This is a genomic window from Paenarthrobacter sp. Y-19 (assembly GCF_029223985.1).
Classification (GTDB): domain Bacteria; phylum Actinomycetota; class Actinomycetes; order Actinomycetales; family Micrococcaceae; genus Arthrobacter; species Arthrobacter nicotinovorans.
Map to the genome: position 1 here is coordinate 1,648,031 of NZ_CP119414.1, position 26,606 is coordinate 1,674,636.

General features: G+C 63.1%; 23 protein-coding genes and 2 pseudogenes. 13 read left to right on the plus strand and 12 right to left on the minus strand.

Features of this window, described 5'->3' with window-relative positions; all coding sequences use genetic code 11:
* The first annotated feature begins 136 nt into the window (after positions 1–136).
* The 4 genes from PYR64_RS07635 (at position 137) to PYR64_RS07650 (ending at position 4,213) form a co-directional block, all read left to right on the plus strand.
* Complete coding sequence (locus PYR64_RS07635) at positions 137–607, plus strand: pyridoxamine 5'-phosphate oxidase family protein (RefSeq protein WP_018779700.1); 471 nt, start codon at positions 137–139, stop codon at positions 605–607.
* Between the two features lie 69 nt (positions 608–676).
* Positions 677–1,141, plus strand: coding sequence for a pyridoxamine 5'-phosphate oxidase family protein (locus tag PYR64_RS07640; RefSeq protein WP_079581278.1), 465 nt, complete (start codon positions 677–679; stop codon positions 1,139–1,141).
* Between the two features lie 72 nt (positions 1,142–1,213).
* Positions 1,214–2,281 carry a zinc-dependent alcohol dehydrogenase family protein gene (locus PYR64_RS07645; protein ID WP_275779231.1) on the plus strand — a complete coding sequence of 356 codons (1,068 nt, stop codon included), beginning with the start codon at positions 1,214–1,216 and terminating at the stop codon, positions 2,279–2,281.
* A gap of 24 nt (positions 2,282–2,305) precedes the next feature.
* A complete protein-coding gene (locus PYR64_RS07650; RefSeq protein WP_275779233.1) occupies positions 2,306–4,213 on the plus strand; it encodes a heavy metal translocating P-type ATPase in 1,908 nt (635 codons plus the stop codon).
* On the opposite strand, the gene PYR64_RS07655 is transcribed toward PYR64_RS07650, so the two are convergent.
* The gene (locus PYR64_RS07655; protein WP_018779696.1) at positions 4,158–4,580 is read right to left on the minus strand and encodes a pyridoxamine 5'-phosphate oxidase family protein; all 423 of its coding nucleotides are present in this window, start codon (positions 4,578–4,580) and stop codon (positions 4,158–4,160) included. The two genes, PYR64_RS07650 and PYR64_RS07655, sit on opposite strands and share 56 nt — an antisense overlap.
* Positions 4,581–4,780: 200 nt before the next feature.
* Here PYR64_RS07655 and PYR64_RS21750 point away from each other — a divergent pair.
* Together PYR64_RS21750 and pta are read left to right on the plus strand one after the other, a co-directional pair.
* Positions 4,781–5,536, plus strand: a pseudogene (locus tag PYR64_RS21750) (AAA family ATPase); the annotation flags it as partial.
* Between the two features lie 127 nt (positions 5,537–5,663).
* Entirely contained in the window at positions 5,664–6,857 is a 1,194-nt protein-coding gene (pta, locus tag PYR64_RS21755; protein WP_345799344.1) for a phosphate acetyltransferase, read from the plus strand.
* Here the strand turns inward: pta and PYR64_RS07665 are convergent.
* Both PYR64_RS07665 and PYR64_RS07670 read right to left on the minus strand, forming a co-directional pair.
* Entirely contained in the window at positions 6,854–7,312 is a 459-nt protein-coding gene (locus PYR64_RS07665; protein WP_018779694.1) for a universal stress protein, read from the minus strand. The genes pta and PYR64_RS07665 overlap by 4 nt on opposite strands.
* Before the next feature lie 53 nt (positions 7,313–7,365).
* Positions 7,366–9,984, minus strand: a complete 2,619-nt coding sequence (locus tag PYR64_RS07670) for a cation-transporting P-type ATPase (protein ID WP_275779236.1) — start codon at positions 9,982–9,984, stop codon at positions 7,366–7,368.
* A 154-nt stretch (positions 9,985–10,138) separates the two neighbouring features.
* Here PYR64_RS07670 and PYR64_RS07675 point away from each other — a divergent pair, with 154 nt between their 5' ends.
* Positions 10,139–10,621 carry a pyridoxamine 5'-phosphate oxidase family protein gene (locus PYR64_RS07675; protein WP_079581274.1) on the plus strand — a complete coding sequence of 161 codons (483 nt, stop codon included), beginning with the start codon at positions 10,139–10,141 and terminating at the stop codon, positions 10,619–10,621.
* On the opposite strand, the gene PYR64_RS07680 is transcribed toward PYR64_RS07675, so the two are convergent.
* Positions 10,618–11,442: a universal stress protein gene (locus tag PYR64_RS07680; protein WP_079581273.1), complete on the minus strand. Its 825-nt coding sequence runs from the start codon at positions 11,440–11,442 to the stop codon at positions 10,618–10,620. The two genes, PYR64_RS07675 and PYR64_RS07680, sit on opposite strands and share 4 nt — an antisense overlap.
* A 159-nt stretch (positions 11,443–11,601) precedes the next feature.
* Here PYR64_RS07680 and PYR64_RS07685 point away from each other — a divergent pair, with 159 nt between their 5' ends.
* Genes PYR64_RS07685 through PYR64_RS07700 form a run of 4 tightly spaced genes read left to right on the plus strand, consistent with a single transcriptional unit; the run spans position 11,602 to position 16,768 of the window.
* On the plus strand, positions 11,602–12,783 hold the full coding sequence (locus PYR64_RS07685; RefSeq protein WP_275779238.1) for an acetate/propionate family kinase: 1,182 nt from the start codon (positions 11,602–11,604) through the stop codon (positions 12,781–12,783).
* A 7-nt stretch (positions 12,784–12,790) separates the two neighbouring features.
* The gene (locus PYR64_RS07690; protein WP_275779240.1) at positions 12,791–15,208 is read left to right on the plus strand and encodes a phosphoketolase family protein; all 2,418 of its coding nucleotides are present in this window, start codon (positions 12,791–12,793) and stop codon (positions 15,206–15,208) included.
* Between the two features lie 22 nt (positions 15,209–15,230).
* Positions 15,231–15,701, plus strand: a complete 471-nt coding sequence (locus tag PYR64_RS07695) for a DUF1003 domain-containing protein (RefSeq protein ID WP_055976217.1) — start codon at positions 15,231–15,233, stop codon at positions 15,699–15,701.
* A 32-nt stretch (positions 15,702–15,733) separates the two neighbouring features.
* A complete protein-coding gene (locus PYR64_RS07700; RefSeq protein WP_064723324.1) occupies positions 15,734–16,768 on the plus strand; it encodes an AAA family ATPase in 1,035 nt (344 codons plus the stop codon).
* A gap of 42 nt (positions 16,769–16,810) precedes the next feature.
* Here PYR64_RS07700 and PYR64_RS07705 read toward each other — a convergent pair whose 3' ends face one another.
* The 8 genes and pseudogenes from PYR64_RS07705 to PYR64_RS07740 form a co-directional block, all read right to left on the minus strand.
* Positions 16,811–17,578 (minus strand): SCO1664 family protein, encoded by a 768-nt coding sequence (locus PYR64_RS07705; RefSeq protein ID WP_039241076.1) that lies wholly within the window; start codon positions 17,576–17,578, stop codon positions 16,811–16,813.
* Positions 17,578–18,123 carry a DUF3090 domain-containing protein gene (locus tag PYR64_RS07710; RefSeq protein ID WP_055976208.1) on the minus strand — a complete coding sequence of 182 codons (546 nt, stop codon included), beginning with the start codon at positions 18,121–18,123 and terminating at the stop codon, positions 17,578–17,580. Before PYR64_RS07710 ends, PYR64_RS07705 begins: the two co-directional genes overlap by 1 nt.
* Before the next feature lie 24 nt (positions 18,124–18,147).
* A complete protein-coding gene (locus PYR64_RS07715; protein ID WP_275779244.1) occupies positions 18,148–18,840 on the minus strand; it encodes a histidine phosphatase family protein in 693 nt (230 codons plus the stop codon).
* Positions 18,841–18,885: 45 nt separating this feature from the next.
* A pseudogene (locus tag PYR64_RS07720) lies at positions 18,886–19,143 on the minus strand (amino acid permease); the annotation flags it as partial.
* 54 nt (positions 19,144–19,197) lie between these two features.
* Positions 19,198–20,313 carry an acyl-CoA desaturase gene (locus PYR64_RS07725; protein ID WP_275779246.1) on the minus strand — a complete coding sequence of 372 codons (1,116 nt, stop codon included), beginning with the start codon at positions 20,311–20,313 and terminating at the stop codon, positions 19,198–19,200.
* A gap of 171 nt (positions 20,314–20,484) precedes the next feature.
* The gene (locus PYR64_RS07730) at positions 20,485–21,198 is read right to left on the minus strand and encodes a GAF and ANTAR domain-containing protein (protein ID WP_026267439.1); all 714 of its coding nucleotides are present in this window, start codon (positions 21,196–21,198) and stop codon (positions 20,485–20,487) included.
* Between the two features lie 9 nt (positions 21,199–21,207).
* Positions 21,208–21,894, minus strand: coding sequence for a GAF and ANTAR domain-containing protein (locus PYR64_RS07735; RefSeq protein ID WP_082010176.1), 687 nt, complete (start codon positions 21,892–21,894; stop codon positions 21,208–21,210).
* A 299-nt stretch (positions 21,895–22,193) separates the two neighbouring features.
* Positions 22,194–22,973: a type 1 glutamine amidotransferase domain-containing protein gene (locus PYR64_RS07740; RefSeq protein ID WP_275779249.1), complete on the minus strand. Its 780-nt coding sequence runs from the start codon at positions 22,971–22,973 to the stop codon at positions 22,194–22,196.
* Between the two features lie 237 nt (positions 22,974–23,210).
* On the opposite strand from PYR64_RS07740, the gene ppsA reads away from it, so the two are divergent.
* Both ppsA and PYR64_RS07750 read left to right on the plus strand, forming a co-directional pair.
* Entirely contained in the window at positions 23,211–25,619 is a 2,409-nt protein-coding gene (gene ppsA / locus PYR64_RS07745) for a phosphoenolpyruvate synthase (protein WP_055976193.1), read from the plus strand.
* Positions 25,620–26,462 (plus strand): pyruvate, water dikinase regulatory protein, encoded by an 843-nt coding sequence (locus PYR64_RS07750; RefSeq protein WP_035734266.1) that lies wholly within the window; start codon positions 25,620–25,622, stop codon positions 26,460–26,462.
* Positions 26,463–26,606 lie beyond the last annotated feature (144 nt).

The window sequence follows — 26,606 nt, forward strand, 5'->3', positions numbered from 1 at the left end:
GAGGCATCCCGGCTCCTTGGGTGCCAGCCTACTCCGGGACTCGTTAGGCCTTCCATCAGCGGACGCCCCATCAGTCGATCAGGCAGGGGGTCTTTGTGCCCTGTCACGGAACCGTCGGCCGTCCTAGTGTCGTCGCATGATGAACAAACCTGCAATTCCCGAGGCGGAGAAGCTCGACGCCAACCAATGCTGGCAGCTTCTCCGCAGTGTCTCAGTTGGGCGCCTGGCAGTATGGGCAGTCGATCATCCCGACATTTTCCCCGTCAACTTCAAGGTGGATCACGGAACCTTGGTTTTCCGAACAGGAGAAGGCACCAAGCTGCACGCGGCCCTCGGCGCAACACCTGTGGCCATCGAAGCAGATGGCGTGGATTCCGACACTGGTGTCGCGTGGAGCGTCGTCGTCAAGGGAACAGCGGAAAGCATCAAACTGACGCAGGAAGTGCTGGACACCGTCGGTTTGTTGCTCTTCCCTTGGCAGGCCGGCCGGAAGGACCATTTTGTCCGTATCGTTCCGACGGCCATGACCGGACGACGCTTCAAGGTCACGCCGCCACTGACCTGGTGGAGTCCCTTGGACGACGCTACCCGGGCGTCATTGGAGTAGCCGGCATGTGGGGGAAGCCGGGACCAACGGCCCTAACGACGGCGGCCTGCCGCCGTTAGCGTCAAGGGCATGAACACAAAGCCTCCTGCCGCCGTTGAGCGGCTTGCCCCGGACGACTGCTGGGACCTTTTGGACCAAACCAACGTGGGCCGGCTGGCCGTACTCGTCGACGGGCATCCTGATGTCTTTCCCGTGAACTACGTCCTGGACGGCGACAGCATTGTCTTCCGCACAGGTGCGGGCACCAAGTTCTGGAGCACCATGACGACCTCGTGTGCCTTGGAGATCGACGGCTACGAGCCCGTCAGCGAAAAGGCATGGAGCGTGGTGGCCCGTGGACGGGCACACGTGATCCTGGACCGCCGGGAGAAGGCCGTCGTCGACGCACTCGGACTTGATCCCTGGCAGCCGGGCACCAAGGACAACTACCTGCGCCTGGCGCCTGAAGCACTCACCGGCCGGAGGTTCAAGACCAAACGGCCGGACCTCTGGGGAACCCCCTTGAACGACGCACGCGCCCAGGTATTCCGCTGACCCCTTCTCCAAACCGCCCCGCACCCGGGTTAAGGGCTGTAGCGGGGCCTCACACAGGACGGACCTCATTTCATGAAAGCCCTCGTCTACGGCGGCCCAGGCGTCAAAGCCTGGAAGGATGTTCCGGATCCGGTCATCACCGGGCCCGGCGATGCCATTGTTCGCGTTGATACAACCACGATCTGCGGTACGGATCTGCATATCCTCAAGGGCGACGTCCCCGCCGTTCAACCCGGCCGCATCCTTGGACACGAAGCTGTTGGTACGGTCACCGAAACCGGTAGTTCCGTCAGCGGCATCAGCCCGGGTGACCGTGTCATCATCTCCTGCATCAAGTCCTGCGGGCACTGCATCAACTGCCGGAAGGGACTCTTCTCGCATTGTCTGGGCAGCGAAGGGCAGGTGGGCACGGGCTGGATCTTCGGTCACCTCATCGACGGAACCCAGGCTGAATACGTCCGCGTACCCTACGCGGACAACTCCCTGCACAAGCTGCCGGCCGGCGTCAGCGACGACGAGGCGGTCATGCTGTCAGACATTCTTCCCACTGCCTTTGAAATCGGCGTACTCGACGGCCGGGTGGCCCCTGGGGACATCATCGCCGTGGTGGGCGCCGGGCCCATCGGCCTTGCGGCAATGGCGACGGCGCGGCTTTGCGGAGCATCAACGATCATCGCCATTGATCCGAATGACAGCCGCCTGGCCCGGGCAGCCGATTTCGGGGCAACCCACACCGTCAACCCAGGGAACCCGCAATGGGCCAGCGAGGTCCTGGCTCTCACCGACGGAGCCGGCGTGGACGTCGCCATGGAAGCGGTAGGGCTTCCGGAGACCTTCGAGATGGCCCTGCGCCTGGTGCGCCCCGGCGGCAGCGTAGCGAACATCGGCGTCCACGGAAAACCGGTTGAGTTGCCTCTCCAGGACCTCTGGATCCGCAATATCAACATCAGCATGGGTCTGGTCAACACGAACACCACCCCGATGCTGCTCCGGCTGGTGGCCCAGCACAAACTGCCGGCCGACAAGTTCGCTACCCACCATTTCCCCCTCGACGGATTCATGGACGCTTACGACACCTTCTCTCGGGCCACCGAGACCGAAGCGTTGAAAGTGGTCCTCAGCAGGAATCACCGTGGGTGACCGCCCGCCGCGGGGGCACGCCCAGTGACACTGCTCGCACGGTTCCCGCTGGTCGCCGGTACCGTGCTGGCCATGCTCGCCGTGGGGGCTCTGCTGCTCAGCGGAAACGGCGCCGCAGCACAGGGCACAGCGACCATCTACGCCCTCTCCGTGGCGCTTTACCGCGCCGGGACAATGGTCAAGGGCCTTTTCCACGGCAGGTGGGGCATCGACCTGCTCGCTGTCACCGCCATCGGCGCGACAGCCGCAGTGGGAGAGTACATCGCCTCCTTGGTCATTGTCCTCATGTTGACCGGGGGTGAAGCCCTGGAGGACTTCGCCCAGGGCCGTGCCACCAAGGAGCTCCGTGCCCTCCTCGAACGTACACCACGCCACGCCCACCGCGAGGCGGATGGCCGGGTGGAGGATATCGGCGTTGACCTGGTCGCGCCCGGAGACGTCCTTCTTGTCAAGCCGGCTGAAACCGTCCCGGTCGACGGAAGGCTGCTGTCCGACGTCGGGACTTTCGACGAGTCCGCACTGACCGGCGAAAGCCTTCCGGCAGAGCGGCTGACCGGTGACTTGCTGCTCAGCGGCTCCGTCAACGGGGCCGACGCAATCCGCATGGTGGCCACGGCATCCGCGATCGATTCCCAGTACAACCAGATCATCGGCCTGGTGAGGGAGGCCGCAGCAAGCCGCGCCCCGACTGTCCGCCTGGCTGACAGGTACGCTGTGCCTTTCACCCTGGTTGCCTTCGTCATGGCGGGCGTGGCCTGGTGGCTCAGCCAGGATCCGGTCCGTTTTGTCCAGGTACTGGTGGTGGCCACACCGTGCCCCCTGCTGATCGCCGCGCCAGTGGCCTTCCTGGCCGGGACCAGCCGGGCCGCCAGGGCGGGGATCATCATCAAGAACGCAGGCACGCTGGAGCAGCTCAGCCGGGTGAAGTCGGCGGTCTTCGACAAGACAGGGACACTCACGCAGGGAAAACCCGTCCTGGCCGGGATTCGTCTCGCTCCGGGGACAGGGCTGTCAGAAGATGATCTCCTGCAGCTGGTGGCATCTGCCGAGCAGTATTCATCGCACATTTTCGCCGCCTCCGTCATTGCGGCGGCCCGCGGACGCGGTTTGTCGCTGCTGCCGGCGACAGGTGCCAGCGAACACGCCACCAATGGCGTGCGCGCCGAGGTCGGGTCGGTGCCGGTCGTTGTGGGAAAGCCCGCGTTCGTGGAAGAGAACACCACCGGCTTTGAGAGCGCAAGGCTGGAAGGCGGACAGCTCGCCGTTTACGCGGGGGTCGGGGGAAAGTTCGCCGGAACGCTCATCATGAGCGATCCCTTACGGTCCAATGCCGTTGAGACCCTGGCGGAACTTGGCCGGTTGGGTGTGCGGCACACCATGCTCCTGACCGGGGACGCCTCGTCCACGGCCCGCCACATCGGCCAAAGTGCCGGCATTGAGGACGTGGTGGCCGAGTGCCTGCCGCCGGACAAGGTCGCGGCCGTCAAGGCGCTGACGCTGCGGCCGGTCATGATGGTCGGCGACGGCGTAAACGACGCCCCCGTTTTGGCGGCAGCCGACGTCGGCATTGCCATGGGTGCCAAAGGTGCCACTGCGGCAAGCGAGTCCGCGGATGTGGTCATCATGCTCGATGACTTGTCACGGGCCGCGCTGGCCGTGGATATCGGCCAACACACCATGCGGATCGCTCGCACCAGCATCTGGACGGGCATCGTGCTCAGTCTTGGCTTGATGGTGGTGGCAATGGCGGGGGTCATCCCGGCGGTAGCAGGGGCGTTGCTCCAGGAGTTCGTGGATCTGGCGACGATCCTGAACGCGCTCAGGGCACTGGGTCCGCGTGCCTCAAAGATGTCCCGCGTGCGGCAGGGCCAAGGCGTCAGTACCGCTCAGGCTCGTCCCCAAGTTCAAAGTAGCGGCCGTGGACCCTTGTAGGGGTGATCTCCACGTAGGTGTATTTGCGGGTGGGGATCCACGGTTTGAGCGGAAGTTTGTCCGCCTCGTCGATTTCTGTCTGGGATTCGATCACCCTTGCCTTGCCTTTGAGGACAACACTCCAGGCCTCGGACCCGACGATCTCCTCGACCTCGAAGGCAACTTTCTCGTTGACGGTCAGTTCGGCCAGCTTTGTTCCCGGATTCGTCCTGAGGAGCAATCGACCTTCGTGGGCGACAAAGTTCAACGGATAGATGTCCGGCTCTCCCAGGACACTGACGGCCAGGCGACCATGCTGGTTCCGTTCGAGCACCTTCCACGAGTCTGCTTCGGAGAGGACGGTGCCTGGTCGTTCGTCGTTTTCCACGGTGTTTCTCCTGCGTGATGTAGGGGCCACAGCGCCGGGTGGGCAGCTGAGAGCTGATGAACGTGATCCTATGGCGGGCACCATCGGCCACGACAGGGCCGAAGGTCCCGCGGCCTTGCACCATGACCTTCGGCTCTGGCGCCCGGGCAGTCCTTGGGAGAAGCTGGAAATCAGCCAGTCGCGGCGTGAAGGGGAGGCACATGGTCCAGGGTGTTTATGTCGCTTCCGTGGCGGCGGGTTCCGGTAAGTCGCTGGTCGCGTTGGGACTTGCTGATGCGCTCCATCGACGGACGGGACGGTTGGGTTTTTTCAGGCCATTTGCCAATGCGGCTGAAGCGCCGCAGGACCCCGTCGTTGCCATGATGGGACGACTCTATGAACTTGGGCGTTCCCGGTGCCGTGGCGGTATGTCTTTGGACGTCGCCCAGGCAGATGTCGCTGCGGGACGCGAGGACGAATTGCTGTCTTTTTTGCTGATGGAGTACGCAGAGGTCTCGGCCGGATGCGACGCTGTCATTGTTGACGGCTCGGACATGCGGGGGAGCGACGCCGGCCGGGAGTTCGACCTCAACCGAAGCCTGGCCGGCAATCTTGGCTTGCCTGTCCTGATCGTGGTTGGCGCGCGGGGTCTGCCCGTGTCGCAAACAGCCAGTGCCGTGGAGGGAGCCATCCGGCACTTCGGCGAAGCCCATTGCCAGATCCTGGCGGTGGTGGTGAACCGCGCTGATCCTGGAACGCTGCCAGGAGTTTCCAGTGCCGTCGCGGCCGTCGCAGGGGAGATCCCCTCCTACGTGCTGCCGGAAGTCGGCCAAATCTCCACCCCAACTGTGGCTGATGTGGCCGCATCGCTGGGCATCGTGCCCATGGCAGGGAGCCCGGAACTGGACCGTGACGTGGGGAGGATCAACGTGGCGGGAATGTCGGTGGATAATTTCCTGGGAGCGCTCCATGCGGGTGATCTTGTGATTGTTCCCGGAGATAGGTCGGACGTTATGGCGGCTTGTGTTGCGTCATCGTTGACCCCTGAACTCCCCAACCCCGGCGGGCATCGTCCTGGCGGATGGCCTTTTCCCCGGTGGGCCGGTGCTGCCGTTGCTGGCCCAGGCGCCCTTTCCTGTCTTCAGGGTCCCGCTGGACAGCTACGACGTAGCAAGGGACGCCGCAGCCGTCCGCAGCGAGATCCATACGGGGGAGAACCGCAAGCTGGCGGCCGCCTTGGGCGTATGGTCACGCCACGTCAATGAGGCAGAAATGCTGGACCGGTTGGCCCTTCCCCGCCCCGTCACCATGACGCCGTTGCGGTTCCTGAACGAGGTGATCGAGAAGGCACGAAAACAGGAGCGCAGCATAGTTCTGGCCGAGGGGGACGATGTCCGTGTCCTGCGGGCAGCCGAGATCCTCCGCCGGCGCGATGTTTGCAGGGTGACGGTACTGGGCAACCTCGCAGCCGTCCACGAACTCGCCGCGGCACACGGCATAGACGTCAGTGGCCTTCAGGTCCTCGACCCTGCCGGTTCGCCGTTCAGGGAACGCTTCGCTGCAGAATATTGCCGGCTGAGGTCCCACAAGGGAATGACCATGGAGCGGGCGAGGGAGATCATGCTTGACCGCGCCTACTTCGGCACCATGATGGTGCAGCTCGGCGAGGCCGACGGCATGGTGTCCGGGGCTGCCCATACTACGGCCAACACAATCCGGCCCGCCTTGGAATTCGTGAAGGGCCGCGATGGTGCGGGGCTGGTGTCCTCGGTCTTCTTCATGTTGTTTCCGGACAGGGTGTTTGTTTATGGAGACTGCGCGGTGGTTCCCGAGCCGAATGCTGAACAGCTCGCGGAAATTGCCATCGCCTCGGCAGCGACTGCTTCCCGTTTCGGCGTGGAGCCAAGGGTTGCCATGCTTTCCTACTCCACGGGCGGTTCCGGAACCGGAACTGCCGTGGACAAGGTTCGACGGGCCACGGAACTGGTCAGGGCGGCGCGCCCCGACCTGCCGGTGGAGGGGCCGATCCAGTATGACGCCGCCGTAGATGCGACCATCGCCAGTTCCAAGCTGCCGGCGTCAGCGGTTGCGGGGAAGGCGACCGTCTTCATTTTTCCCGACCTCAACACCGGCAACAACACGTACAAGGCAGTGGAACAGTCCTCGGGCGCTGTCGCTGTCGGACCTATCCTGCAAGGTCTGCGCAAGCCCATCAATGACCTGTCCAGAGGCTCAACCGTGGAGGACATCATTAACACAGTGGCCATTACCGCCGTCCAAGCGCAGGAACCCGGCTAAGTCCCGTCCTCCGATGTGACCACAAGAACGGGGCAGTGGGCGTGGGCTGCGCAGGCCCGGCTGACGGAGCCGATTGGCTGGCCAAGGAACCCTCCGGCGCCGTGCCTGCCAACAACCAGCAGCCGGGCGTCACGGCTTTCCTCCACCAGGACTTTGGCGGGCTCGCCGAACTTGACGGTGACTGTGAGGTCTTCAGGGCGTGAATCGCCGAAGGCGCGCCCCACGGCCTCGTCCACCAATCGTTTGGCGGTGTCCTCAAGTTCGGCGGTATAGCGTGTAACTTCGCGTTCCAAGCGGGAGGTCATGAAGTAGTCGGAAACGCCTATGCACGTGATGACGTCGATGTGGCCGCCCAGGGCGGACGCCACCTGCCCCGCCATTTCGAGGGTTTTTGAAGAGAATTCCGATCCATCGGCGCCTACGACGATCCGATCCGCCCGTGATTGTGAGTTCATGGGACCAGCCTGCCTCTCACCGCAGGGCCACAGTAGGGCCGAACGGCATGGATTTACTTCGCCGCCTGAAGCGCCCCGCCTGTACGGTGGCGGAGCCGTTTGTACAACCAGTCCACTGCGAGCACCCCGGGGACGGCCATGAGGGCGACGATCCAGCCGATGGGGGGAGGGGGCGCCTGTCCCAGGATTGTTGCTACCGCCGGCACGAAGATGAACAGAGCCAGTGCGGCCAGTTCGGCACCGACCGCCCAGAGCAGGAGCCGGTTGGTGAACCAGCCCTGCTTCCATGGCGGTGCCGTTGCGCTCCGACAGGCGAAGGCAGTTGCGAGTTGTCCCAGCACGACAGCGGCGAAAGCGGCACCGGAGGCGGGCATGAGTACGTCATGATCCACCGCTTCGCCCCGCGCCCAGCCGCTGCCGAAGAGGACGGCGGAGAAAGCAGCCATGGCGATCAGTGCTTCCGTGGGACCCATCACGGCGAAGACCCTCACCATGAGGAGCCGGTCCAGGAGATGACGCTTTTCAGGTGGCCGGCCCAGGACCCGCTTGCCTGGCGGTTCAGCCCCCAGCGCCAACGCAGGGAGGAGGTCCGTACCAATGTCCAGCGCCAAAATCTGCAGGACACCGAGCGCGAGGGGGAACTGGCCGCCGGAGAGCGCCCAAATAACGAAAGGTGCCAGTTCCGCCACGTTGTCGGTCAGGTGGTATGTGAGGAAGCGGTGGATGTTGGAGTAGGTGGCGCGGCCTTGTTCGATGGCCGCCACGATGGTGGCGAAATGATCGTCCAAAAGGACCAGGTCCGCAGCTTCGCGGGCAACGTCGGTCCCGCTAAGCCCCATGGCGACACCAATGTCGGCCTGACGAAGTGCTGGTCCGTCATTTACCCCGTCACCGGTCATGGCCACGACGTGCCCGCGCGCCTGCAGTGCTTTGGCGACCCGGAGTTTTTGTTCGGGGGACACCCGGCTCACCACTACGCCGTCCCGGTCAAGGAGGGCACCCAGCATCTGGTCATCCGCCGGTAGATCCGCCCCCTGGACCACCAGCTTGTCGGGGCCCATGAGGCCGATCTCCGTGGCGATCGCACCGGCGGTGGACGGATGATCGCCGGTAATCATGGCAACCCGGATCCCGGCGCCCCGGGCCGCGGCGATCACCTCACCGACGTCGGGACGAGGGGGATCATGAAGGCCGATAAGGCCAACCGCATCGAGATCCTGTTCGGCCTCTTCCGCGGTTCGGTTGAGCCAGTCGGCAGCTTTCCCGGGCAGTTCCCGGCGCGCTATGGCGATGACGCGCAGGCCGCGGGCTGCCATGGGCTCCACCGCCCCGGCCAGATCATGGTTCGCATTCGCGCAGAGGGGCAGCACGGATTCCGGAGCTCCTTTCACGTGCAGCGTCGTGCCCACGATGACCGATTCGCGCCGCCTGCCGGCGTCGAAGGCAAAACGGCCCATTACCTGCTCCGGTTCTGGTTCGCTTCCCAACAGGCGGCGGGTCAGGGCATCGATGGCAGCCTCCATGGGGTCTCCGTTGGCAATCCATTCGCCCGCCCTTTCGACTGCCCGTCCTTGGGACGCGGCGCGCGCACTGAGCGCCACGGCCACCGCCTCCGTGCGGCCCTGGCCCTGGACCGCGGCTTCGGGCCCGTAACCGTCCCCCAGGATTTCCACCCGTCCGGCGGCTGTGTAAACCTCGACGGCGTTCATCCGGTTTTGCGTCAGGGTTCCGGTTTTGTCCGTGCAAATGAAGGTGGTGGATCCGAGGGTCTCGACCGCTTCGAGATTGCGGACCAAGGCCTGGCGTTCAGCCATGCGCTGCGCGCCCATGGCGAGCGTCAAGGTGACGGTGGGCAGGAGGCCTTCCGGTATCAAGGCCACTGCGACACCTATCGCGAACAGGAACGAATCGCGCCACACGATGCCCACCAGCAGTGAGACCACGAAGAACAAGCCCGCCACCGTCAGTGCCACCAAGGCGACCAGCCTGACTATCCTGCGCAGTTCGAGGGTCAGGGGCGTGGGAGGAGAGGTGGTTCCGCTGGTGAGGGCGGCTATGGCCGCCAGTTTGGTATTCCCGCCTGTTGCAGTGACCAGGCCTTCAGCTTCGCCGTTGATCAGGAAAGTCCCACCCCACACGTGGTCATCATTGTCCTTCGGTACCGCGGCGCTTTCACCTGTCAGCATCGATTCGTCCACGGAGCATCCCGATGCTGTCAGGAGCCTGATGTCGGCAGGCAGCCGGTCACCTGCGGCAAGCAACACCAGATCCCCGGGGACAAGCTGGCTTGCCCTGATGGTCTGGAGGGTGCCGTCCCGCCGGACCGTGACGTCCGCCGGCAGGAGGCTCTGGAGCCTTTCTGCCGCGTGTTGGGCCCGTTCCTGCTGGATGTGGGCAAAGACGCCGTTGACGATCACCACAATGATGATGGCTACGCACAGTTGCGGCATGCCCCCGATGTACGCCAGTGCCGCTGCCACCCACAGCATCAGGGCGAAGAAGTGGGTCAGTTCACCCAGCAGCCTGCGCCACTGAGGGACTTTCCGCGCCGTTGGCAACACATTGGGCCCCACGCTGGCCAACAACTCACCGGCCCGCCGCGAGCCAAGGCCTTCCGGGCCCGGGTCCGGGGAAGTGGACAGGGAGACAGGGGGATTATTCCCTAGGGACATCGATACTCCATCAAGGACAGGCGTGTTCGATGAAAGGCTGCAACAGGGCGCCGGAGACGTCTAGGGTCCAATGGCACGGTACACCCGGACGACCGTCGGCGCTGAGGACCTTATGCCCTACTCGTGCCGGTTCGAAGGCGTTAGGCTCGGCGCTATGGAGAACACATCAACGGCAGAGGACACCAAGGAACTCAGCGTCCACGACTGCTGGAAGTATTTGCAGTCGGTGTCCATCGCCAGGATCGCCCTCATCAATGGCGGGTTGCCGGAGATTTTCCCGGTGAACTTTGTCCCGAAGTTTGGAACCGTCCTTTTCAGGACCGGACCGGGAACGAAACTCGACGCCCTCCGGGAGGGATCCGCCCTTTCCTTGGAAGCCGATGGATTCAACCGCTACGGAACCGTCGCCTGGAGCGTCATCCTAAAAGGAAGCCCCGAATTTGTCACCCAGCCAGAGGACATCCAGGAGGCCGTCGATGCCGGTCTTTCCCCGTGGCAGCCTGGTGCCAAGGACGTCCTGGTCAGGGTCACGCCAACAGAGATCAGCGGACGCCGGTTCGTCATCAGCCCACCGTCCAAATGGTGGCCGCCGCTGGATCCCTCCGCTGCCGACGGGCACGACGACGATACCCGCTAACTGCCGTCAGGTCCCTTTTCTCCGGGGCGCGTCAGGATGGTGGGGCACTGAACGTGCAGCAGCACATGCTGGGCGACGGAGCCGAGGAGTACGCGCAATCCTCCGCGGCCTTTGCGCCCCATGACCAGCACTTGCGCATGCCGGGCCGCGTCCACGAGCGCATCCCCGGGGCCTTTTCCGGCGTCGGAACTTTCCTTGACAATGATGTCCGGGAACTGCCGGCCGGCGTGCTGGGCGGAGGCGCGGAGGACATCCGCGTCCACGGAAGACGCCGCATCGGGGCCCGTGGCGTGGACAAGGATCAACTCCTGACCCAGCCTTGCAGCTTCCGCAGCGCCGAACTCCACGGCGGAGAGAGATTCAGCCGAACCGTCAACACCTACCACCACGCCGGACCGACCCTGCGGGTGGTCGGCAGGAACAACGGCGACGTTGCCCTTGCCTGTGACAGCCACCTGGAAACTGACCGAACCGTACCCTTGCCCTTCTGTGCCTGGTCCACGGTCCGTTCCCACCACCACTAACTCGTAGTCGGCCGACAACGCGGCGATCGTTTCGGCAGGTTCACCTGATAACCGGCGGTGGACGACGCTCAAGCGCGGGAAGGCCGACGTCAAGCGGGCCGCTTCACTTTCAAGAAGGTCATCGCCACGTCGCTGCGCCAGCTGCCGGTCGCGTTCCTTGGGATAGAGCCATTCTCCGGGAACAACATGCACCAAGACCAGGCCGGAACCCATCGAATCCGCCCGGGCAGCAGCCCAGTCCGCAACATGTCCACCGGCCCGGGAACCGTCCAGCGCAACCAGGATCTGATTCTTCACGAACGGAGTTCCCTTCGGTTGCCAACGGTGATGGTCTCCACTATCGGTGGCACAGGCCGCCGTCGCAAGGGCCGGAAGGCCCTCCCACTGTGCGGCACAGTGCGTTAGGGTCCACAGGGAGGGCACGATCCGTTGCAGTACCGGTGACGAGAGGAGAACATGCGCGTCCTTGTACTGAACCCAGGTTCCTCATCGCTGAAGTACCACCTTCGGGAGACCGCCGATGCCGGCCGGGCTGCGGGCATCCTGCTGTCAGGACAGGTTGACTGGCCACCGGGGGAGCGCTCCAGCCCGGATCGCCTGGAGACCGCTTTTGACGAACTGGAGGCCACCATCAAAAGCGTTGGATCCGCGCCGGAAGCAATCGGACACCGCGTTGTCCACGGCGGCGCACAGTTCAGCACTCCGGTTCGTGTCACCGCGGAAGTAACAGCGGCCATTGATGGGCTCAGTCCCTTGGCGCCGCTCCACAATCCGGCCAGCGTTGCCTGTATCGAGACGGCCGGCCAACGATGGCCCGATCTGCCACAGGTTGCGGTCTTTGACACGGCCTTCCATCGCTCCATTCCGGACTTTGCCGCCCGTTATGCCATTCCGGAGGATCTATACCGGGATTATCCCGTGCGGCGATACGGCTTTCACGGAATCTCCGTCGAGATGGCCTGCCAGGACACAGCCGTGTTCCTCGACGGGCCTGTTTCCACCCTGAGCGCTGTGGTGGCCCACGTCGGCAACGGAGCGTCCGTCACCGCCGTCAGGCATGGACTCAGTGTGGATACCTCCATGGGAATGACACCTTTGGAGGGGCTCGTCATGGGCACTCGCTCCGGAGACCTGGATCCATCCGTGGTCCTGCTGTTGCAGCAGGACGGAGCAACCGCGGATGAAGTCGACCACATCCTGAACCACCAATCGGGGCTGCTTGCAGTTGCTGGATCCGCGGACATGAGGACTGTTGGGATGGCTGCCCGCAACGGCGAGCCCCGGGCCCGTCTGGCCATCGACATGGCTGCCTACCGCCTCGCCAAGTACGTAGCCGCGTATTCCATGGTGGTTGGCGGACCCGACGCCCTGGTGTTTACCGGGGGAGTGGGCGAGAACTCTGCGCTGTTCCGGGAGAAGGTGGTCGCCTGGTTGGGACCACTTGGCCTTGGCATCGACGTGGCCCTGAATAACGCGGCCCTGAATAACAAGGCCCCGAATACGGCCGCCCGGGACGGCATCCGCGTGATCAGCACCATGGAATCCACATTTCCGGTGCTCGTAGTGCCCAGCGACGAAGAACGTGCCATTGCAGAATCGACGGCGGCTTTGCTCGCCATGCCAACTGAGGAAGGTTGATCGCGACATGAGCCGGGACTTGAACACCACCGATACCGATCCTAAGCCTGAAGAAGAGAACTTTGACCTCCTGCACCGGTACTGGTCCGCGGCGAACTACCTGACGGTGGCCCAAATCTACCTCCAGGAAAATCCCTTGCTGCAGGAACCACTGGAACCACGGCACATCAAGCCCCGGCTCCTGGGCCATTGGGGCACCAGCCCGGGCCTGTCCCTGATCTATGCTCACCTCAATCGCGTCATCCGCCGCACGGGTGCCCAGGTCCTGATGGTGACCGGACCCGGCCACGGTGGCCCCGCCGTCGTCGCCAATACCTACTTGGAAGGCAGTTACTCGGAGGTTTATCCCGCCGTCGGCAGAGACCTGGAAGGGCTCCGGTCCCTGGTCCGGCAGTTCTCGACGCCGGGAGGCATCGCCAGCCACGTCGGTCCGGCGACGCCCGGATCCATCCATGAAGGCGGTGAGCTGGGCTACTCGCTGATGCATGCCACCGGTGCGGCAATGGACAACCCGGACCTGATTGTTGCCTGCGTCGTCGGCGACGGGGAAGCTGAAACCGGCCCGCTGGAGGGATCCTGGAAAGCGCCATCGTTCATCAACCCGCTCAGGGACGGGGCGGTACTTCCCATCCTCCACCTCAACGGGCACAAGATCTCCGGACCCACTGTGCTGGGCAGACGCTCAAACCTTGCCGTAGCCTCCCTCTTGGAAGCACACGGCTGGGATCCCGTCATTGTGTCAGGCGATGACCCCGCCTTGGTCCACCCCGCTCTCGCCTCAGCGATGGATGCCGCCTACGCCTCCATTCGCGCCATCCAATCCCATGCGCGTAAGGAGGGAGTCATCGGACCCGCACGGTGGCCGGCCATCATCCTGCGGACGCCCAAAGGATGGACCGGGCCGGCGACCGTGGACGGGAAAGCCGTGGAGGGAACCCACCGCTCCCACCAGGTCCCGCTGGCCGGGGTCAGGGACAACCCCGGGCACCTAATGCAACTTGAGGAATGGATGCGCTCCTACCGGCCGGAAGAACTTTTCGACGCCGATGGGCGGCTGATCGCCGAACTGTCCGGGCTGGCCCCCGAAGGCGATCTGCGTATGGGGTCGCTGCCCGCCAGCCGTGGGAAAGGGGGCCGCGACCTCGCCACGCCCGAGCTCAAGCAATACGCCATAGAGCCGGTTCCCCGCGGTGCAGTGATGCATGAAAGCACCAAACCGTTGGGGGAGATGCTGCGGGACATTTACCTCGACACCGCCGACGATCCAAGGTTCCGGCTCTTCTGCCCCGACGAGACCAACAGCAACAGACTCGGCGCGGTCTTCGAAGCCACCGACAGGTGCCTCATGGAGCCGGCCGCGAGCAGTGCTGCAGCGCTTGCAGCGGACCACGTGTCCGTCAACGGGCGGGTGATGGAAGTCCTGTCCGAACATCTGTGCCAGGGCTGGCTGGAAGGGTACTTGCTGACAGGCAGGCATGGCCTGTTTGCCAGTTACGAGGCATTTGCGATGGTGAGTGCTTCCATGACCATCCAGCACGCCAAATGGCTCCAGCATTCCCGGGACCTGGAATGGCGGGAACCCGTACCCAGCTTGAACATCCTGTTGACTTCCACCTGCTGGCGCAACGACCACAATGGATTCAGCCATCAAGGACCAGGGCTCATCGATGCCGTGATTTCACTGTCAAGCACGGTCGTCAGGGTCTACTTCCCGCCGGATGCGAACACCCTGCTGGTCACGGCGGAACACGTCCTCAAGAGCAAGGACTACGTGAATCTGGTGGTGATCGACAAACAGGAACATCCGCAGTACTTGTCGCTCGAAGAGGCGAGGCAGCACGCAGCTGTGGGCGCATCGGCATGGGACTGGGCCGGTAATGAGATCCCGGGGACCCCAAGCGGCAGGGAACCTGACATCGTCCTGGCCTGCGCCGGTGATGTACCCACGCAAGAGACTTTGGCGGCTGCCTGGCTCCTCAAAAAACATGTCCCGGACATGTCCGTCCGTGTCGTCAACGTCATGGATGCCATGGTCCTGCCGCCTCCGGGCACCCATCCGCACGGGCTTTCGAGTGCTAAGTTCCAGGAACTCTTCACTGCCGACGTGGACGTCGTGATGGCCTGGCACGGTTATGCGCGGGCCCTGCACCAACTTCTGCACGGCCGCCCGGAGCCCGAGCGCTTCCACGTCCGTGGATACAACGAGCAAGGAACCACCACCACGCCTTTCGACATGGTGGTCCTGAACAAAGTCAGCCGGTACCACCTGGTGATGGAAGCACTGCACCGGGCCAAGGGAGAATTCGCAGGAGCCGGGCACCTCCTGGAGCATTGCCAGAGCCAACTGGAAGCCCACGCCAACTACATCCGGGAGCACTTTGAAGACCTTCCGGAAATCCGGGACTGGGTATGGACGCAGCAGTAGCTCAACCTCGTCCACTGTGCTCATGAGTGAACACGATAAGACCTGGCACGGTCAGCACCTCGCGGGCCTGAGCAAGGGTGAGCGAGCAGCGGACTACCTCCGCAACGGCATGGGCAGCTGGACTTTCGTCGGGTGTTTCGTCTTGGCGATGGTGGTTTGGGCCGCCATCAATTCCTACCTTCTGGCCGGGAACGCCTGGGACCCTTACCCGTTCATCCTGTTGAACCTGTTCTTGTCGATGCTTGCCGGCCTTCAAGGTGCCATTTTGCTGATCGCAGCGAAACGGCAGGATGCCATAGCGGCAGCAATGGCACAGCACGACTTCGACACAGACGTGCAGGCCAAAGCGGAGATCGACCGGCTGATGGCGATCAACAGCGAACAATTGGAGCTGCTTGGGAGGCTGTTGGCCGCCCTTCCGCAGTCAGGTGTTTCAGAGGAGGACAACGACGGCGAAAAGCCTACGCCAACTCGTGGCGACCCGTCACCATAACCAGCAAGCGGTACGGGGTCTACAGTGGGTGTATGGCTGCCAGCCGCAATCCGCTCGATGACCTGCGTGAGACCATTGGCCATCTGGCCAATCAGCTCAAGCTGCCCGGTTCGGAGCGCGTCGACGACCTGGTCGGCGACCTCATCGGAGTCAAGCCGGGGCCGGCCCGGCCGCTGTCCGAAGTGCAGGCCGAACTCGATGCGCTGGTCGGACTGGAGACCGTGAAGGAACAGGTTCGTGCCCTGGTTGCCATGCTCCGTGTCCAGGCCCGCCGAAAGGCGCACGGCCTGCCGGAAGTGGCCACCTCCCAGCACCTGGTGTTCCTCGGAAACCCGGGCACGGGCAAGACCACAGTGGCGCGGCTTTTGGCGGAGATGTACCGCGCGGTCGGTCTGCTGCAGAAGGGACACCTGGTTGAGGTCGACCGTTCGGGCCTGGTGGGGCAATACGTCGGAGCGACCGCCATCAAGACGGACCGGGTGATCCGGCGCGCGCTGGACGGTGTCCTCTTCATCGACGAGGCTTATGCGCTGGCCCCGGAGGACGGGCGGACGGACTTCGGCCCGGAGGCCATTGAAGTCCTGCTCAAGCGGATGGAGGACCATCGGCATCGGCTGGTCGTGATCGTCGCCGGTTACCCCCGGTTAATGGAAGCCTTTTTGCTCTCCAACCCTGGATTGCGCTCCCGGTTCGCCCGGGAGATCATATTCCCTGACTACTCGGTGGACGAACTCGAAACGATTTTTCACCAAATGCTTGCCCAGCACCAGTACATGTTGGAGCCGGGTGCGGACCAGATGCTGCGTCGCATTCTCGCCGGGCTTCATGCGGGCGAGGACTCCGGTAACGCACGGTTCGCCCGCACGCTGTTCGAGCAGGCACTGAACCGGCAGGCATTGCGGCTGTCCTTGGACGAAGGACAAAGCCTGGATGCTCTTGACCGGGAGGCCGTCATGACGCTCACCGCTGATGACATCGTCGAGGCGGCACTGGCTTTGGGCGAAGAGCCGGAGCCGGAACAAGCCGATGAGGTGGAACGGCCGCGCTGGTGGCGCTGGCTGGCCTGACCGGCCCGGCAGCAGCACGCCTGATTCCTTTGGACAACTCTTCTAGAACAGGGGCCAGGGCACCGCAGGCATGTCACCGCTTGGCGGAGGAAAACGCCCTGCCAAGCGCAACCGGGTGCAGCGCGCAACCAGCGCTTCCAATTCCTCGTCGCTGAGCAACTCTGCCAGCTCTTGGCCCAAGGTACCCGGCAGTTCATCGCTGACACGATCAATGCCGTCGAGTTCCTCTACGGTCAGTGCATCTCCCAGCCAGCCCCACAGCACGGTCCGCAGCTTGTGGTCGCTATGGAAGGTGAGCCCATGGTCAACGCCGTGCCGGTGTCTGTCCGGCATGGGCAGTATGTGGTTGCCCTTTCGGTCAGCGTTGTTGACCACGAGGTCGAACACGGCCATGCGCCGCAGGGCCGGGGAATCTTCGTGGATGAGGGCAACCATCTGTCCGTTCTCATCCTGGCCTTCGAGAACTTGTTTCCAGCCCGACTCCGGTACTTCGTCCATTGACACCAGGTCCACGGGGCTTTGGGTCGGGTCCTGCTCCTGCCAGAGCTGTACCATTCCTTCCCCCAGGGGACCATCGCGCAGCCAGGTCTTCGGGACGATGTTCCAGCCCAGCACCTGCGAAACCAGGTAGGCGGCCACCTCCCGGTGAGCGAGGGTGCCGTGGGGAAAATCCCACAGTGGACTTTCACCGGCTATGGGCTTGTAGACCACCTGGGTGTCGCCGATGCTCCCCAGGAAAGTGGCGTTTGAGGCCGTGGTGATGCGGCCCGTGAGTTTCAGTTCGGCGGTCGCGAGATCCGGCGTCGGCATCAGACCTCGGGAACGGTGCAGGTGTGCCCATCTGCATCCATGGGGTACCCGCAGAGCGGGCACATCGGACGCCCGGCATCCACGATCTCACGGGTGCGCTTGGCAAACGCGCGTGCTGTACCCACCGGCATTCGCACCAGCATCATTTCGGTGTCGCCGGCGCTGTCTTCAAGCGGTTCGTCGTCGGTATCGACGTCGATGATGGGGTAGGCCTCGACGACTATCTGTGCCGTGGTCGGGTCCCAATCCAGAGTCATGGCACCGGCGCGGAACTGCTCGTGAGGGGCCTCAAGCGGGTCATTGTCGACCAGTTCCATGGGAGTACTTGTGGGAATGCTGAAGGGGTTGCCTTCGATGGTGCTGAGCTGGTCGAGAATTTCGTCGATTTTCTCCGCGAGTTGGGCCGATTGTTGCTTCTCAAGGGCAATACTGACGATTTCCGTCCCTGCGCGTACCTGCAAGTAGAACGTGCGGGCTCCCGGAAGGCCAATGGTGCCGATGACAACCCGATCGGGCCAGGCAAACTCGTGAACACGTGTAGGCATGTCAGTATCTTAGGCACATGCGGTTCATGGCGTCTTCTGACCGGCCCCGCCCCCCACCGGCGCGTCGCCGGAACGGATGCCATTCGAGAGCCAGGACAGATCCCCGGCTTCCGTGTTGGTCGCGTAGACGCTTGGCCGGTCAGCACCGTAGTGGACGATTGATACGGAGGCGGGATTCACGTTAATGCGCTGGAACAGATCCAGGTGCATGCCGAGGGCGTCTGCGAGGATTGACTTGATCACATCGCCATGACTGACGGCAGCCCATACGGCCGCCGGCCCGAACTCGGCCTCGAAGGCCGCATCGTGGCGTCGGATCGCCGCCACCGACCGGGCCTGCATGGCGGCCATGGACTCACCGCCGGGAAAGACGACGGCGGATGGTTGGGACTGCACCAAAGACCATAGGTCCTCAGTCGCGAGATCACTAAGCCTCCGGCCCTGCCACTGGCCGTAGTCACACTCAGTAAGATCGGACTCGACCGGCGCGTACGGCGCGCTGGACTGTCGGTCGAGGATGAGTTGGGCGGTCTGCCGGCAGCGCTCAAGGGGGCTCGATACCACCCCCGCCAAGGGAACCGCGGCGAGCCGGTCTCCGGTCAGGGCCGCTTGGTCACGCCCGACCTGGTCCAGGCTGACTCCGTCGGCGCGACCGGCCAAAAGACCGGAGGCATTGGCAGTGGTGCGGCCGTGCCGCACGAGGATAAGTGTCGCCATCCACCCAGCCTAACCATCTGCCCGTGGATGGTGTGGATCAGGCCGCATGGAAAAACCAACGAGGAACGAAATCACCGGTACTTTGAAGGCCCGTTCAGCAAAGACGGCTGCTCCGCCGGCCTTGGGGTATTTTGTGACCAACCCTGCGTAGGACCCCGCCGTCAGCATTGCGAGGAAAAGCGCCAGGGCAAGGGGAATCCAGATGGCTCCTCCCACCTCGCCCGCGACCTTGCCCACCAGTGCGTAGATCCCTGCACCCAACACATCGCCGAGGATGAAGAGGAAGAGGAGGGGTCCGGTAATGGATTGCTTGAGTCGTGAACTCTTGGCTTTCGCAGGGTCAAGAGTGTCGCACCGTTATGGCCTGTGTTGGCTGGCGAGGGGACAGGTGAAGGGGTCGGCAGCGGCGAGGCCAACCTTATTCAAGTACTGGATGACGATTGAATATGAGCGCATCAGCCCGGTCTCGGTATAGGGAATATCCAGGAGAAGGCAGTGCGCTTTGACGATGTTGCTCGCCTCGCGAAGGTGCCTGCGGGGCATATCCGGAAAGAGGTGGTGTTCGATTTGGTAGTTGAGGCCACCCATGAAGAACGTCACAAACTTCCCGCCCGTGATGTTGCGGGAAGTGAGCACCTGCCGGGTCAGGAAGTCGGCGCGGCTGTTTTCAGGAAGTATCGGCATCCCTTTGTGGTTTGGCGCGAAGGTCCCGCCCATGTACAAACCAAAGACCGCGACCTGAACCGCGATGAACGCAGCGGCAACACCCGGGGACAGGACGAAGAACAATATTCCGAGATAGGTGCCGAAACGCAGACCCAGCAGACCCAGCTCAAGCCACCGGAACTTGACCGGCCCTCGACGCAGCAAATACTTCAGCGAATCGATGTGCAGAGTCCAGCCAAGGAACAAAAGCAGGGGGAACAGGAGATAGCCCTGTCGTTTGCCGTAGGCCCTGGAGAACCGACCACGGTTGCCCGGCAATTCGATGTGGAAGATGATGGCGCCTGGAGCGATGTCCGGGTCCTTGTTGACCACGTTCGGCCGTGCATGGTGCCGAGAGTGTTTGTCTGTCCAGTAGGCGTAGCTCATGCCCACCATCAGGGTGGCGAGCAGACGGGCGGTCCATTCATTTGCCGCGCGGGACGAGAACACCTGAAGATGCGCTGCTTCATGGCCGAGCAACGCGAACTGCGTGAAAACGACGCCGAGCGCGCCGGCGATGGCGAGCTGGAGCCAGGAGTCGCGCAGGAGGAAGAACGCCACCCAGACGCCGGCGCCCGAAACGCCAAGCAGCGTCAGCAGCACCAGGTAGTAACGCCGCGACCGCTCAAGCAATCCGGCTTCCTTGATTAATGTCAAGAGCCCCGCATAGCTGCTGGTGACTTTGTTGACCCGGACTCCCGACGATGCCTGCGCGGGGGAAGGCGAACGTGGGGGAACGACCGGCGGCGGCTGGTTAATGAGCGACAAGGTGTTGCCTCCTCGGATGCGCTGGAAAAGCGATGCGCTGGAAAAGCGGTGCGCTGGCAAGCAATGCCGAGGTCTGGGGCAACAACTCAAGCGTAGGCACGGAAGGTTCCGTGAGTCCATAGGAGATGGACTACGGCGCGCGATCCATTGCGAATTGTCCCAACGGGAGTGCTAGATCATCAGGGTGCGCTTGACGATACTTTCAGCAACGTCGTGGAGATTTTGCCGGGTGGAGCGAGCATGTGCGCGCAGCACGTTGAAGGCACTGTCCATGTCCAGGTTCTTGGTCTGCGCGATGACACCCTTGGCCTGCTCGATGAGCACCCGGGTGGTCAGAGCCCGTTGCAGTTGATCGTTAAGGATGCCCGCTTCCCGAATAGTCCGTTCCTGCAGAAGGCTGATGGTTGCTACGTCGGCCATGGCCTGGGCTATGGCCGCGTCTTCGGGACTCAAGGCACCCGTTTCGGCGCCAAACAGACCCATGGCACCGATAACCCTTGTATGGACGCGCATTGGTACTGCATGCACTGACCGGAAACCCATGTCCAGGGCGATTTGCTGGAAGGCTGGCCAGCGTTCGCCAAGGTCCCTGATGTCGTCGACGGTGACGACAGCTCCAGTCCGGTAGCACTCCACGCAGGGACCTGCGCCGGCTTCAAGTTGGAGCAACTCCACCAGCTGGCTTTGCTCGCTGGTTGAAGCCAGCAGCTGCAGGTTCCCGTCAGCGTCAGAGAGCAACAGCCCTGCCTGGGCAGCATCGAGCAAATCGACGGCGTCTTCCACGAGTGTGTGAAGCAGATCCAGGACGTCGTAGTCGGCAACGAGCGTGTCGGTAAGCTTCACGAATGTGTCGCTAAGACGCTCGGCTCTGCTTTTTATTACCATGTCAGCATTTTACTGTGGGCCGGTATCACTGGCGCCCGCTGCCGGCGTGAAATCAAGCCGCCTGTTCACGACGTCCATTGCGGTGTCCTGCAAAGAACGTCCGCTGGCGAAGGCGTGGCCTCGCAGCAGAAGCAACGCTTCGTCGGCGGTGCTTCCTGTCTGGACCAGCACCATCCCGGTAGCCTGGTGGATTTCCCGCCGTGCCAGCGGAACGGTGGCAGTCCCGGTATCACCGTCCGGCAGTAATCCCCGCAGCAATGTCCATGCCGTCCGGTTGGCGATCCGGGCGGCACGGGCGCCCTGCTCAGTGCTGAGTTCGCGCGGTGAGGTGCAGTATAGTTCCACGACGCCGATAACCAGGTCGCCGGCCAGCAAGGGGAACACGAAGAGCGCCTCTGCATCAGTACTGCTTGCTGCTTCTGCAAAGGCGGGCCACGAGCGGACTCCAGCGTGGCTCAGATCGTTGATCATGACCGGCAGATGGGTACGGAAAACATCCCACCGTGGTCCGTCTCCAAGATCGTACTGAAGCTCATCAAGCCGCGCAGCTGTAGCGTCGGATGCGCACATCAGGGTTTCGGCCGCAGAACCTCCGAATATCGACACTGCCGCTCCGGCGATGGGCAGTTCCTCGAGGAATGCAGAACACAGGTCGCCGTGGGGACCGTGCCCTGGCGCTGAGGTCACTTCAGGCACGCTGTGTCACCTCTCATGTGATGGCTCGGCTGCACCAAGGACAACCATTCCTGTTTTTTCAAGACAGTCATTTTCAAGACAATCGCGCTCTGACTGTTACCCCAACCTTAAACCCGACGGGTGAAGAGATACCCGACGGCGGCTGTCACCGCGGTCAGTTCCCGGTCGCTGGAGGCAACGCCGCCTTCAGATTTACGGCCAACTGCCCGGCCGCCGAGTGCGTCCTGCAGTGAGCGACAGCAACTTCGGCAGACGGAACGGCCCCCACTTGGGAGGGCCGTTCGGTCGAATGCTGCTACCTAGTGTCCGGCGTCGGCCGCCGCTTTCTTTTTGGCGTCCTTTTCCGCGTCCTTCTCAGCGCGCAGCGCTTCCGCCTCGTGCTTCTCCTCAGCTTTTTCATGGTGGATAACCTCGGCGAAGAGTTTCTCCATTTCCTTCGCCACACCAGCTGCCGAGGCAGGATTCTGTCCGGTTACCAGCCGTTCATCCACGACGACTTTCTCTTCAAAGACACCTGCGGAGACATGGTGCGCTCCCTGTTCTTCCAAACGGTCGGCAAGAAAGAACGGGATGACCTTGTCCTTCCCGGCGGCAACTTCTTCGTCGTTGGTGAATGCGGCCACGTCCCGACCCTGGACGAGCCGGAAACCATCCTTCAATTCCACATTCAGCAGCCCGGCGGGACCATGACAGACAGCGCCCACCAAGCCACCGGCGTCGTAAACGCTCGCTACCAGCCGCTGCAGTCCTTCACTGTCGGGGAAATCCCACATGGTGCCGTGACCTCCCACGAGGTAGACGGCATCATATTGCTCCGGGTCTATGACGTCGACGCGGGCAGTGTTGTAGAGCCCGGCGCGCGTCGTCTCGTCCTGCGTGAAAGCAACCTGGATGGGATCATCGGTGTCTACTACGTCGCTGGGAGGCTGGCCGCCCTTGATGGAAGCAAAATCGACGAAGTGGCCCGAATCCTTGAAGACCTTCCACGGATGTGCGGCTTCGGCCACGTTGTAGCCGGTCTTTTCGCCCGTATCACCGAGCTCGGAAACGCTGGTCAGTACCATGAGGATTTTCTTCATGAAGTGCTCCTTTCGTCCACCGCCAACACTACGCCCTGGTCCAAATGGGCTCCCTGGAACCCACAGAAGGGGCCGCAAGCCGGTTTCCCTTGACGTCATGGGTGGGCGATCTCCCGTTACCGTCCATTTCTGTTGAACGTGTCACATTTGTTTGCATCCAGCCCCAGCGACCCTGATCCTTGCAAGACCTAGTTTTTTTAGCGCTTGTCAGAGCGTGCCCAATGGAGGACACAATTTATGACTAACGTTCTTTGGTTTTCTGAGCTTGGCTTGTCCGACCTTGACCAGGTTGGCGGCAAAAATGCATCGCTTGGGGAAATGGTTCGAAATCTCGCCTCTGCAGGGGTGAAGGTTCCGGGCGGTTTCGCGACGACGGCGGACGCTTACCGGCGTTTCCTGGCGGAGTCGAAGCTGGATGCGAGGATTGAACAGATTCTTGAGGGCCTGGACAGTGGCGACGTCGCCGCTTTGGCCAAGGTTGGCCAGGAAATCCGTACCCTGATCCGGGAGACCCCGTTCCCCGCGGGTTTGGAAGAAGACATCCGGACCGCCTATGAGCGCCTGACCGGGGAGCATGGTGCGGACGTGTCGTGGGCGGTGCGTTCCAGCGCCACGGCCGAGGACCTCCCCGATGCTTCCTTTGCCGGGCAGCAGGAGACATTCCTGAACATCCGTGGAATCGGAAACATCCTGCACGCGATCAAGGACGTCTTCGCGTCGCTGTACAACGACAGGGCGATTGCCTACCGGGTCCACCATGGATTCACGCATTCGGAAGTAGCGCTCTCTGCCGGTATCCAGCGGATGGTTCGTTCCGACGTCGGCGCCTCCGGCGTCATGTTCACCATGGACACCGAAACCGGCTTCACCGACGCCGTGTTCATCACGTCGTCTTACGGACTGGGGGAAGCTGTGGTCCAGGGGGCAGTGAACCCTGACGAGTTCTATGTCTACAAGCCTGCCTTGGCGGCAGGCCGGCCGGCAGTTCTCAAGCGCGGTCTGGGCGGGAAGGCCGTGCAGATGGTGTACACGGAATCCGAAGAGGTCGGCCGGACCGTCGACTTCATCCCCGTGCCGCAGGATTCCCGGAGCCGGTTCAGCCTGACCGACGCGGAGGTCGAGCAGCTTGCCCGCCATGCCGTGGCGATCGAGCGGCACTATGGCCGTCCCATGGACATCGAGTGGGGCAAGGACGGTGTGGATGGGGAGCTCTACATCCTGCAGGCCCGCCCGGAAACGGTTGAGTCACGCAAGGCAGCGGGCGTCACGTCCCGCTACACGCTCACCGAGCGGTCCACAGTCTTGGTCGAGGGGCGCGCGATCGGTCAGCGCATAGGCGCCGGCCAGGTCCGGGTACTGTCTTCGATTGATCAGATGGCCTCGTTCCAGGAGGGCGACGTTCTTGTCGCGAACATGACGGACCCCGACTGGGAACCGATCATGAAGAAGGCTGCTGCGATCGTCACGGACCGTGGCGGGCGGACTTGCCACGCAGCGATCATCGCCCGCGAACTGGGCATCCCTGCGGTCGTCGGCACAGGATACGCCTCGCAGATCCTCAAGGACGGCGCCCCGGTGACGGTGTCCTGTGCCGAGGGCGAAGCGGGGCTAGTGTATGAAGGCCTGCTGGATTACACGCTCCAGGAGACCAGCCTGGAGACCATGCCGGAGGCTCCGGTGAAGATCATGATGAACGTCGGAACCCCGGAGCAGGCATTCAGTTTTGCCAAGCTCCCCAACCATGGCGTCGGCCTGGCCCGGCTGGAGTTCATCATCAACCGCCAGATCGGTGTCCACCCCAACGCCTTGCTGGCAGTGGCCGGAGAGATCGAGCGCCCGGCAACACTGGACGATTACACCGTCCGTCTCATCCAGGAAAAGATCGCCGCCTACGACGGCCCCCGCGATTACTACGTCAAGCGCCTGGCCGAGGGCATCTCGACCATCGCCGCGGCCTTCGCACCGGAGCCGGTGATCATCCGGCTCTCGGACTTCAAATCGAACGAATACGCCAACCTGGTGGGCGGTCCGGCCTTCGAACCCGAAGAAGAAAACCCGATGATCGGCTACCGGGGCGCCTCCCGGTATCTCTCTGCGGCCTTCCGGCAGGCCTTCGAACTCGAATGCGAAGCACTGAAGTTTGTGCGCAACGAGATGGGCCTGACGAATATCAAGCTCATGGTTCCGTTCGTGCGGACCCTCGACGAGGCACGCGGCGTGACCGAGCTGCTCGCGGCCAACGGGCTGAGGCGGGGAGAAAACGGGCTGGAGATCGTGATGATGTGCGAACTGCCCGCGAACGCGCTCCTGGCCGATGAGTTCCTGGAGTACTTTGACGGCTTCTCGATCGGTTCCAACGACCTGACCCAGCTCACCTTGGGCCTCGACCGTGACTCCGCTCTTGTGGCCGAAGGCTTCGATGAGCGCAATCCGGCCGTGACCAAACTGCTGGAAATGGCCATTGCCGCCTGCCGGGCCAAGGGACGGTACGTCGGGATCTGTGGTCAGGGACCCAGCGACCACCCGGACTTTGCCGAGTGGCTCCTGGGGCAAGGCATCAGCTCCATCTCGTTGAACCCGGACGCGGTGACTGAGACCTGGCTGCGCCTGGCCCGCTCAACCAACGTCACCAGCCCCACCGTCTAAATGACCGAGCATCAAACCGTGGGGGCAGGTTCCGTGCCTTCCCCCACGGTGTTCTTTCTCTCCGACAGCACCGGGATTACGGCCGAGACGCTCGGCAATACGCTGCTCACCCAGTTTCCTGGCCAACGGCTCGAGCGGCGCACCATCCCCTTCATCACTACCATCGAGCAGGCGCGCGAGGTCGTCGCGCTGATCGACCGGGTTGCGGCCACAGGTCCTGACCCGATCATCTTTTCCACGGCCGTCGGGCAGGACATCCGTGCGGTTCTCTCCAAAAGCCGCGGGCAGTTTTTCGACCTGTTCGGTGCGCACATCGGGAAACTTGAACAGACCCTCGGCGCAACGGCCAACGGAAAACCGGGCCAGGCCCACGGCGTGGGGGATGCCGTCCGCTATCAGTCCCGCATGGCCGCCGTCGAATATGCCATCGAACACGACGACGGCCAATCACTTCGGGCGCTCGAGCGCGCCGAGCTGATTCTTATCGCTCCTTCCCGTTGCGGTAAGACCCCGACCACCATGTACCTGGCCCTGCAGCACGGCATCCTTGCCGCGAACTTCCCCTTGGTCGAGGAAGATTTCGACAACATGTCACTACCTGCGCCCCTGCTGCCTTTCGCGAGCAAGTGCTTTGGACTGACGTCACAACCCGTCCGGCTGAGCCAGATCCGTCAGGAACGCCGGCCGGGCAGCAGCTACGCATCGCTGAACCAATGCACCTTTGAATTGCGCAACGCCGAAGACATGTACCGGGCCAACAACATTCCCTATGTGAACTCCGCTTCCATGTCCGTGGAGGAAATTTCTGCCACCGTCCTCCAACGCATGCAACTGCACCACTGACAGCGTTGCGTTCTGTCCGGTGGTATCAGGAAGCGGTGGCACGGCCGGGCTGCCCGGATGGGATATGTTGTTGTGCGCCGCCCTCGTCGCCAACGCACGTGGGGATCCGGCCAGCGACATGCAAAACCCTGAGTCAGGAGTACC

Excerpts from the sequence above, each read along its gene's own strand:
- PYR64_RS07705 (WP_039241076.1), bottom strand. The coding sequence starts at position 17,578 with ATGCCGACGCCGGATCTCGCGACCGCCGAACTGAAACTCACGGGCCGC.
- PYR64_RS07690 (WP_275779240.1), top strand. The coding sequence starts at position 12,791 with ATGAGCCGGGACTTGAACACCACCGATACCGATCCTAAGCCTGAAGAA.
- PYR64_RS07740 (WP_275779249.1), bottom strand. The coding sequence starts at position 22,973 with ATGAAGAAAATCCTCATGGTACTGACCAGCGTTTCCGAGCTCGGTGAT.
- PYR64_RS07710 (WP_055976208.1), bottom strand. The coding sequence starts at position 18,123 with ATGCCTACACGTGTTCACGAGTTTGCCTGGCCCGATCGGGTTGTCATC.
- PYR64_RS07750 (WP_035734266.1), top strand. The coding sequence starts at position 25,620 with ATGACCGAGCATCAAACCGTGGGGGCAGGTTCCGTGCCTTCCCCCACG.
- PYR64_RS07640 (WP_079581278.1), top strand. The coding sequence starts at position 677 with ATGAACACAAAGCCTCCTGCCGCCGTTGAGCGGCTTGCCCCGGACGAC.
- PYR64_RS07635 (WP_018779700.1), top strand. The coding sequence starts at position 137 with ATGATGAACAAACCTGCAATTCCCGAGGCGGAGAAGCTCGACGCCAAC.
- PYR64_RS07715 (WP_275779244.1), bottom strand. The coding sequence starts at position 18,840 with ATGGCGACACTTATCCTCGTGCGGCACGGCCGCACCACTGCCAATGCC.
- PYR64_RS07730 (WP_026267439.1), bottom strand. The coding sequence starts at position 21,198 with ATGGTAATAAAAAGCAGAGCCGAGCGTCTTAGCGACACATTCGTGAAG.
- PYR64_RS07685 (WP_275779238.1), top strand. The coding sequence starts at position 11,602 with ATGCGCGTCCTTGTACTGAACCCAGGTTCCTCATCGCTGAAGTACCAC.
- PYR64_RS07675 (WP_079581274.1), top strand. The coding sequence starts at position 10,139 with ATGGAGAACACATCAACGGCAGAGGACACCAAGGAACTCAGCGTCCAC.
- ppsA (WP_055976193.1), top strand. The coding sequence starts at position 23,211 with ATGACTAACGTTCTTTGGTTTTCTGAGCTTGGCTTGTCCGACCTTGAC.
- PYR64_RS07695 (WP_055976217.1), top strand. The coding sequence starts at position 15,231 with ATGAGTGAACACGATAAGACCTGGCACGGTCAGCACCTCGCGGGCCTG.
- PYR64_RS07700 (WP_064723324.1), top strand. The coding sequence starts at position 15,734 with ATGGCTGCCAGCCGCAATCCGCTCGATGACCTGCGTGAGACCATTGGC.
- PYR64_RS07665 (WP_018779694.1), bottom strand. The coding sequence starts at position 7,312 with ATGAACTCACAATCACGGGCGGATCGGATCGTCGTAGGCGCCGATGGA.
- PYR64_RS07670 (WP_275779236.1), bottom strand. The coding sequence starts at position 9,984 with ATGTCCCTAGGGAATAATCCCCCTGTCTCCCTGTCCACTTCCCCGGAC.
- PYR64_RS07645 (WP_275779231.1), top strand. The coding sequence starts at position 1,214 with ATGAAAGCCCTCGTCTACGGCGGCCCAGGCGTCAAAGCCTGGAAGGAT.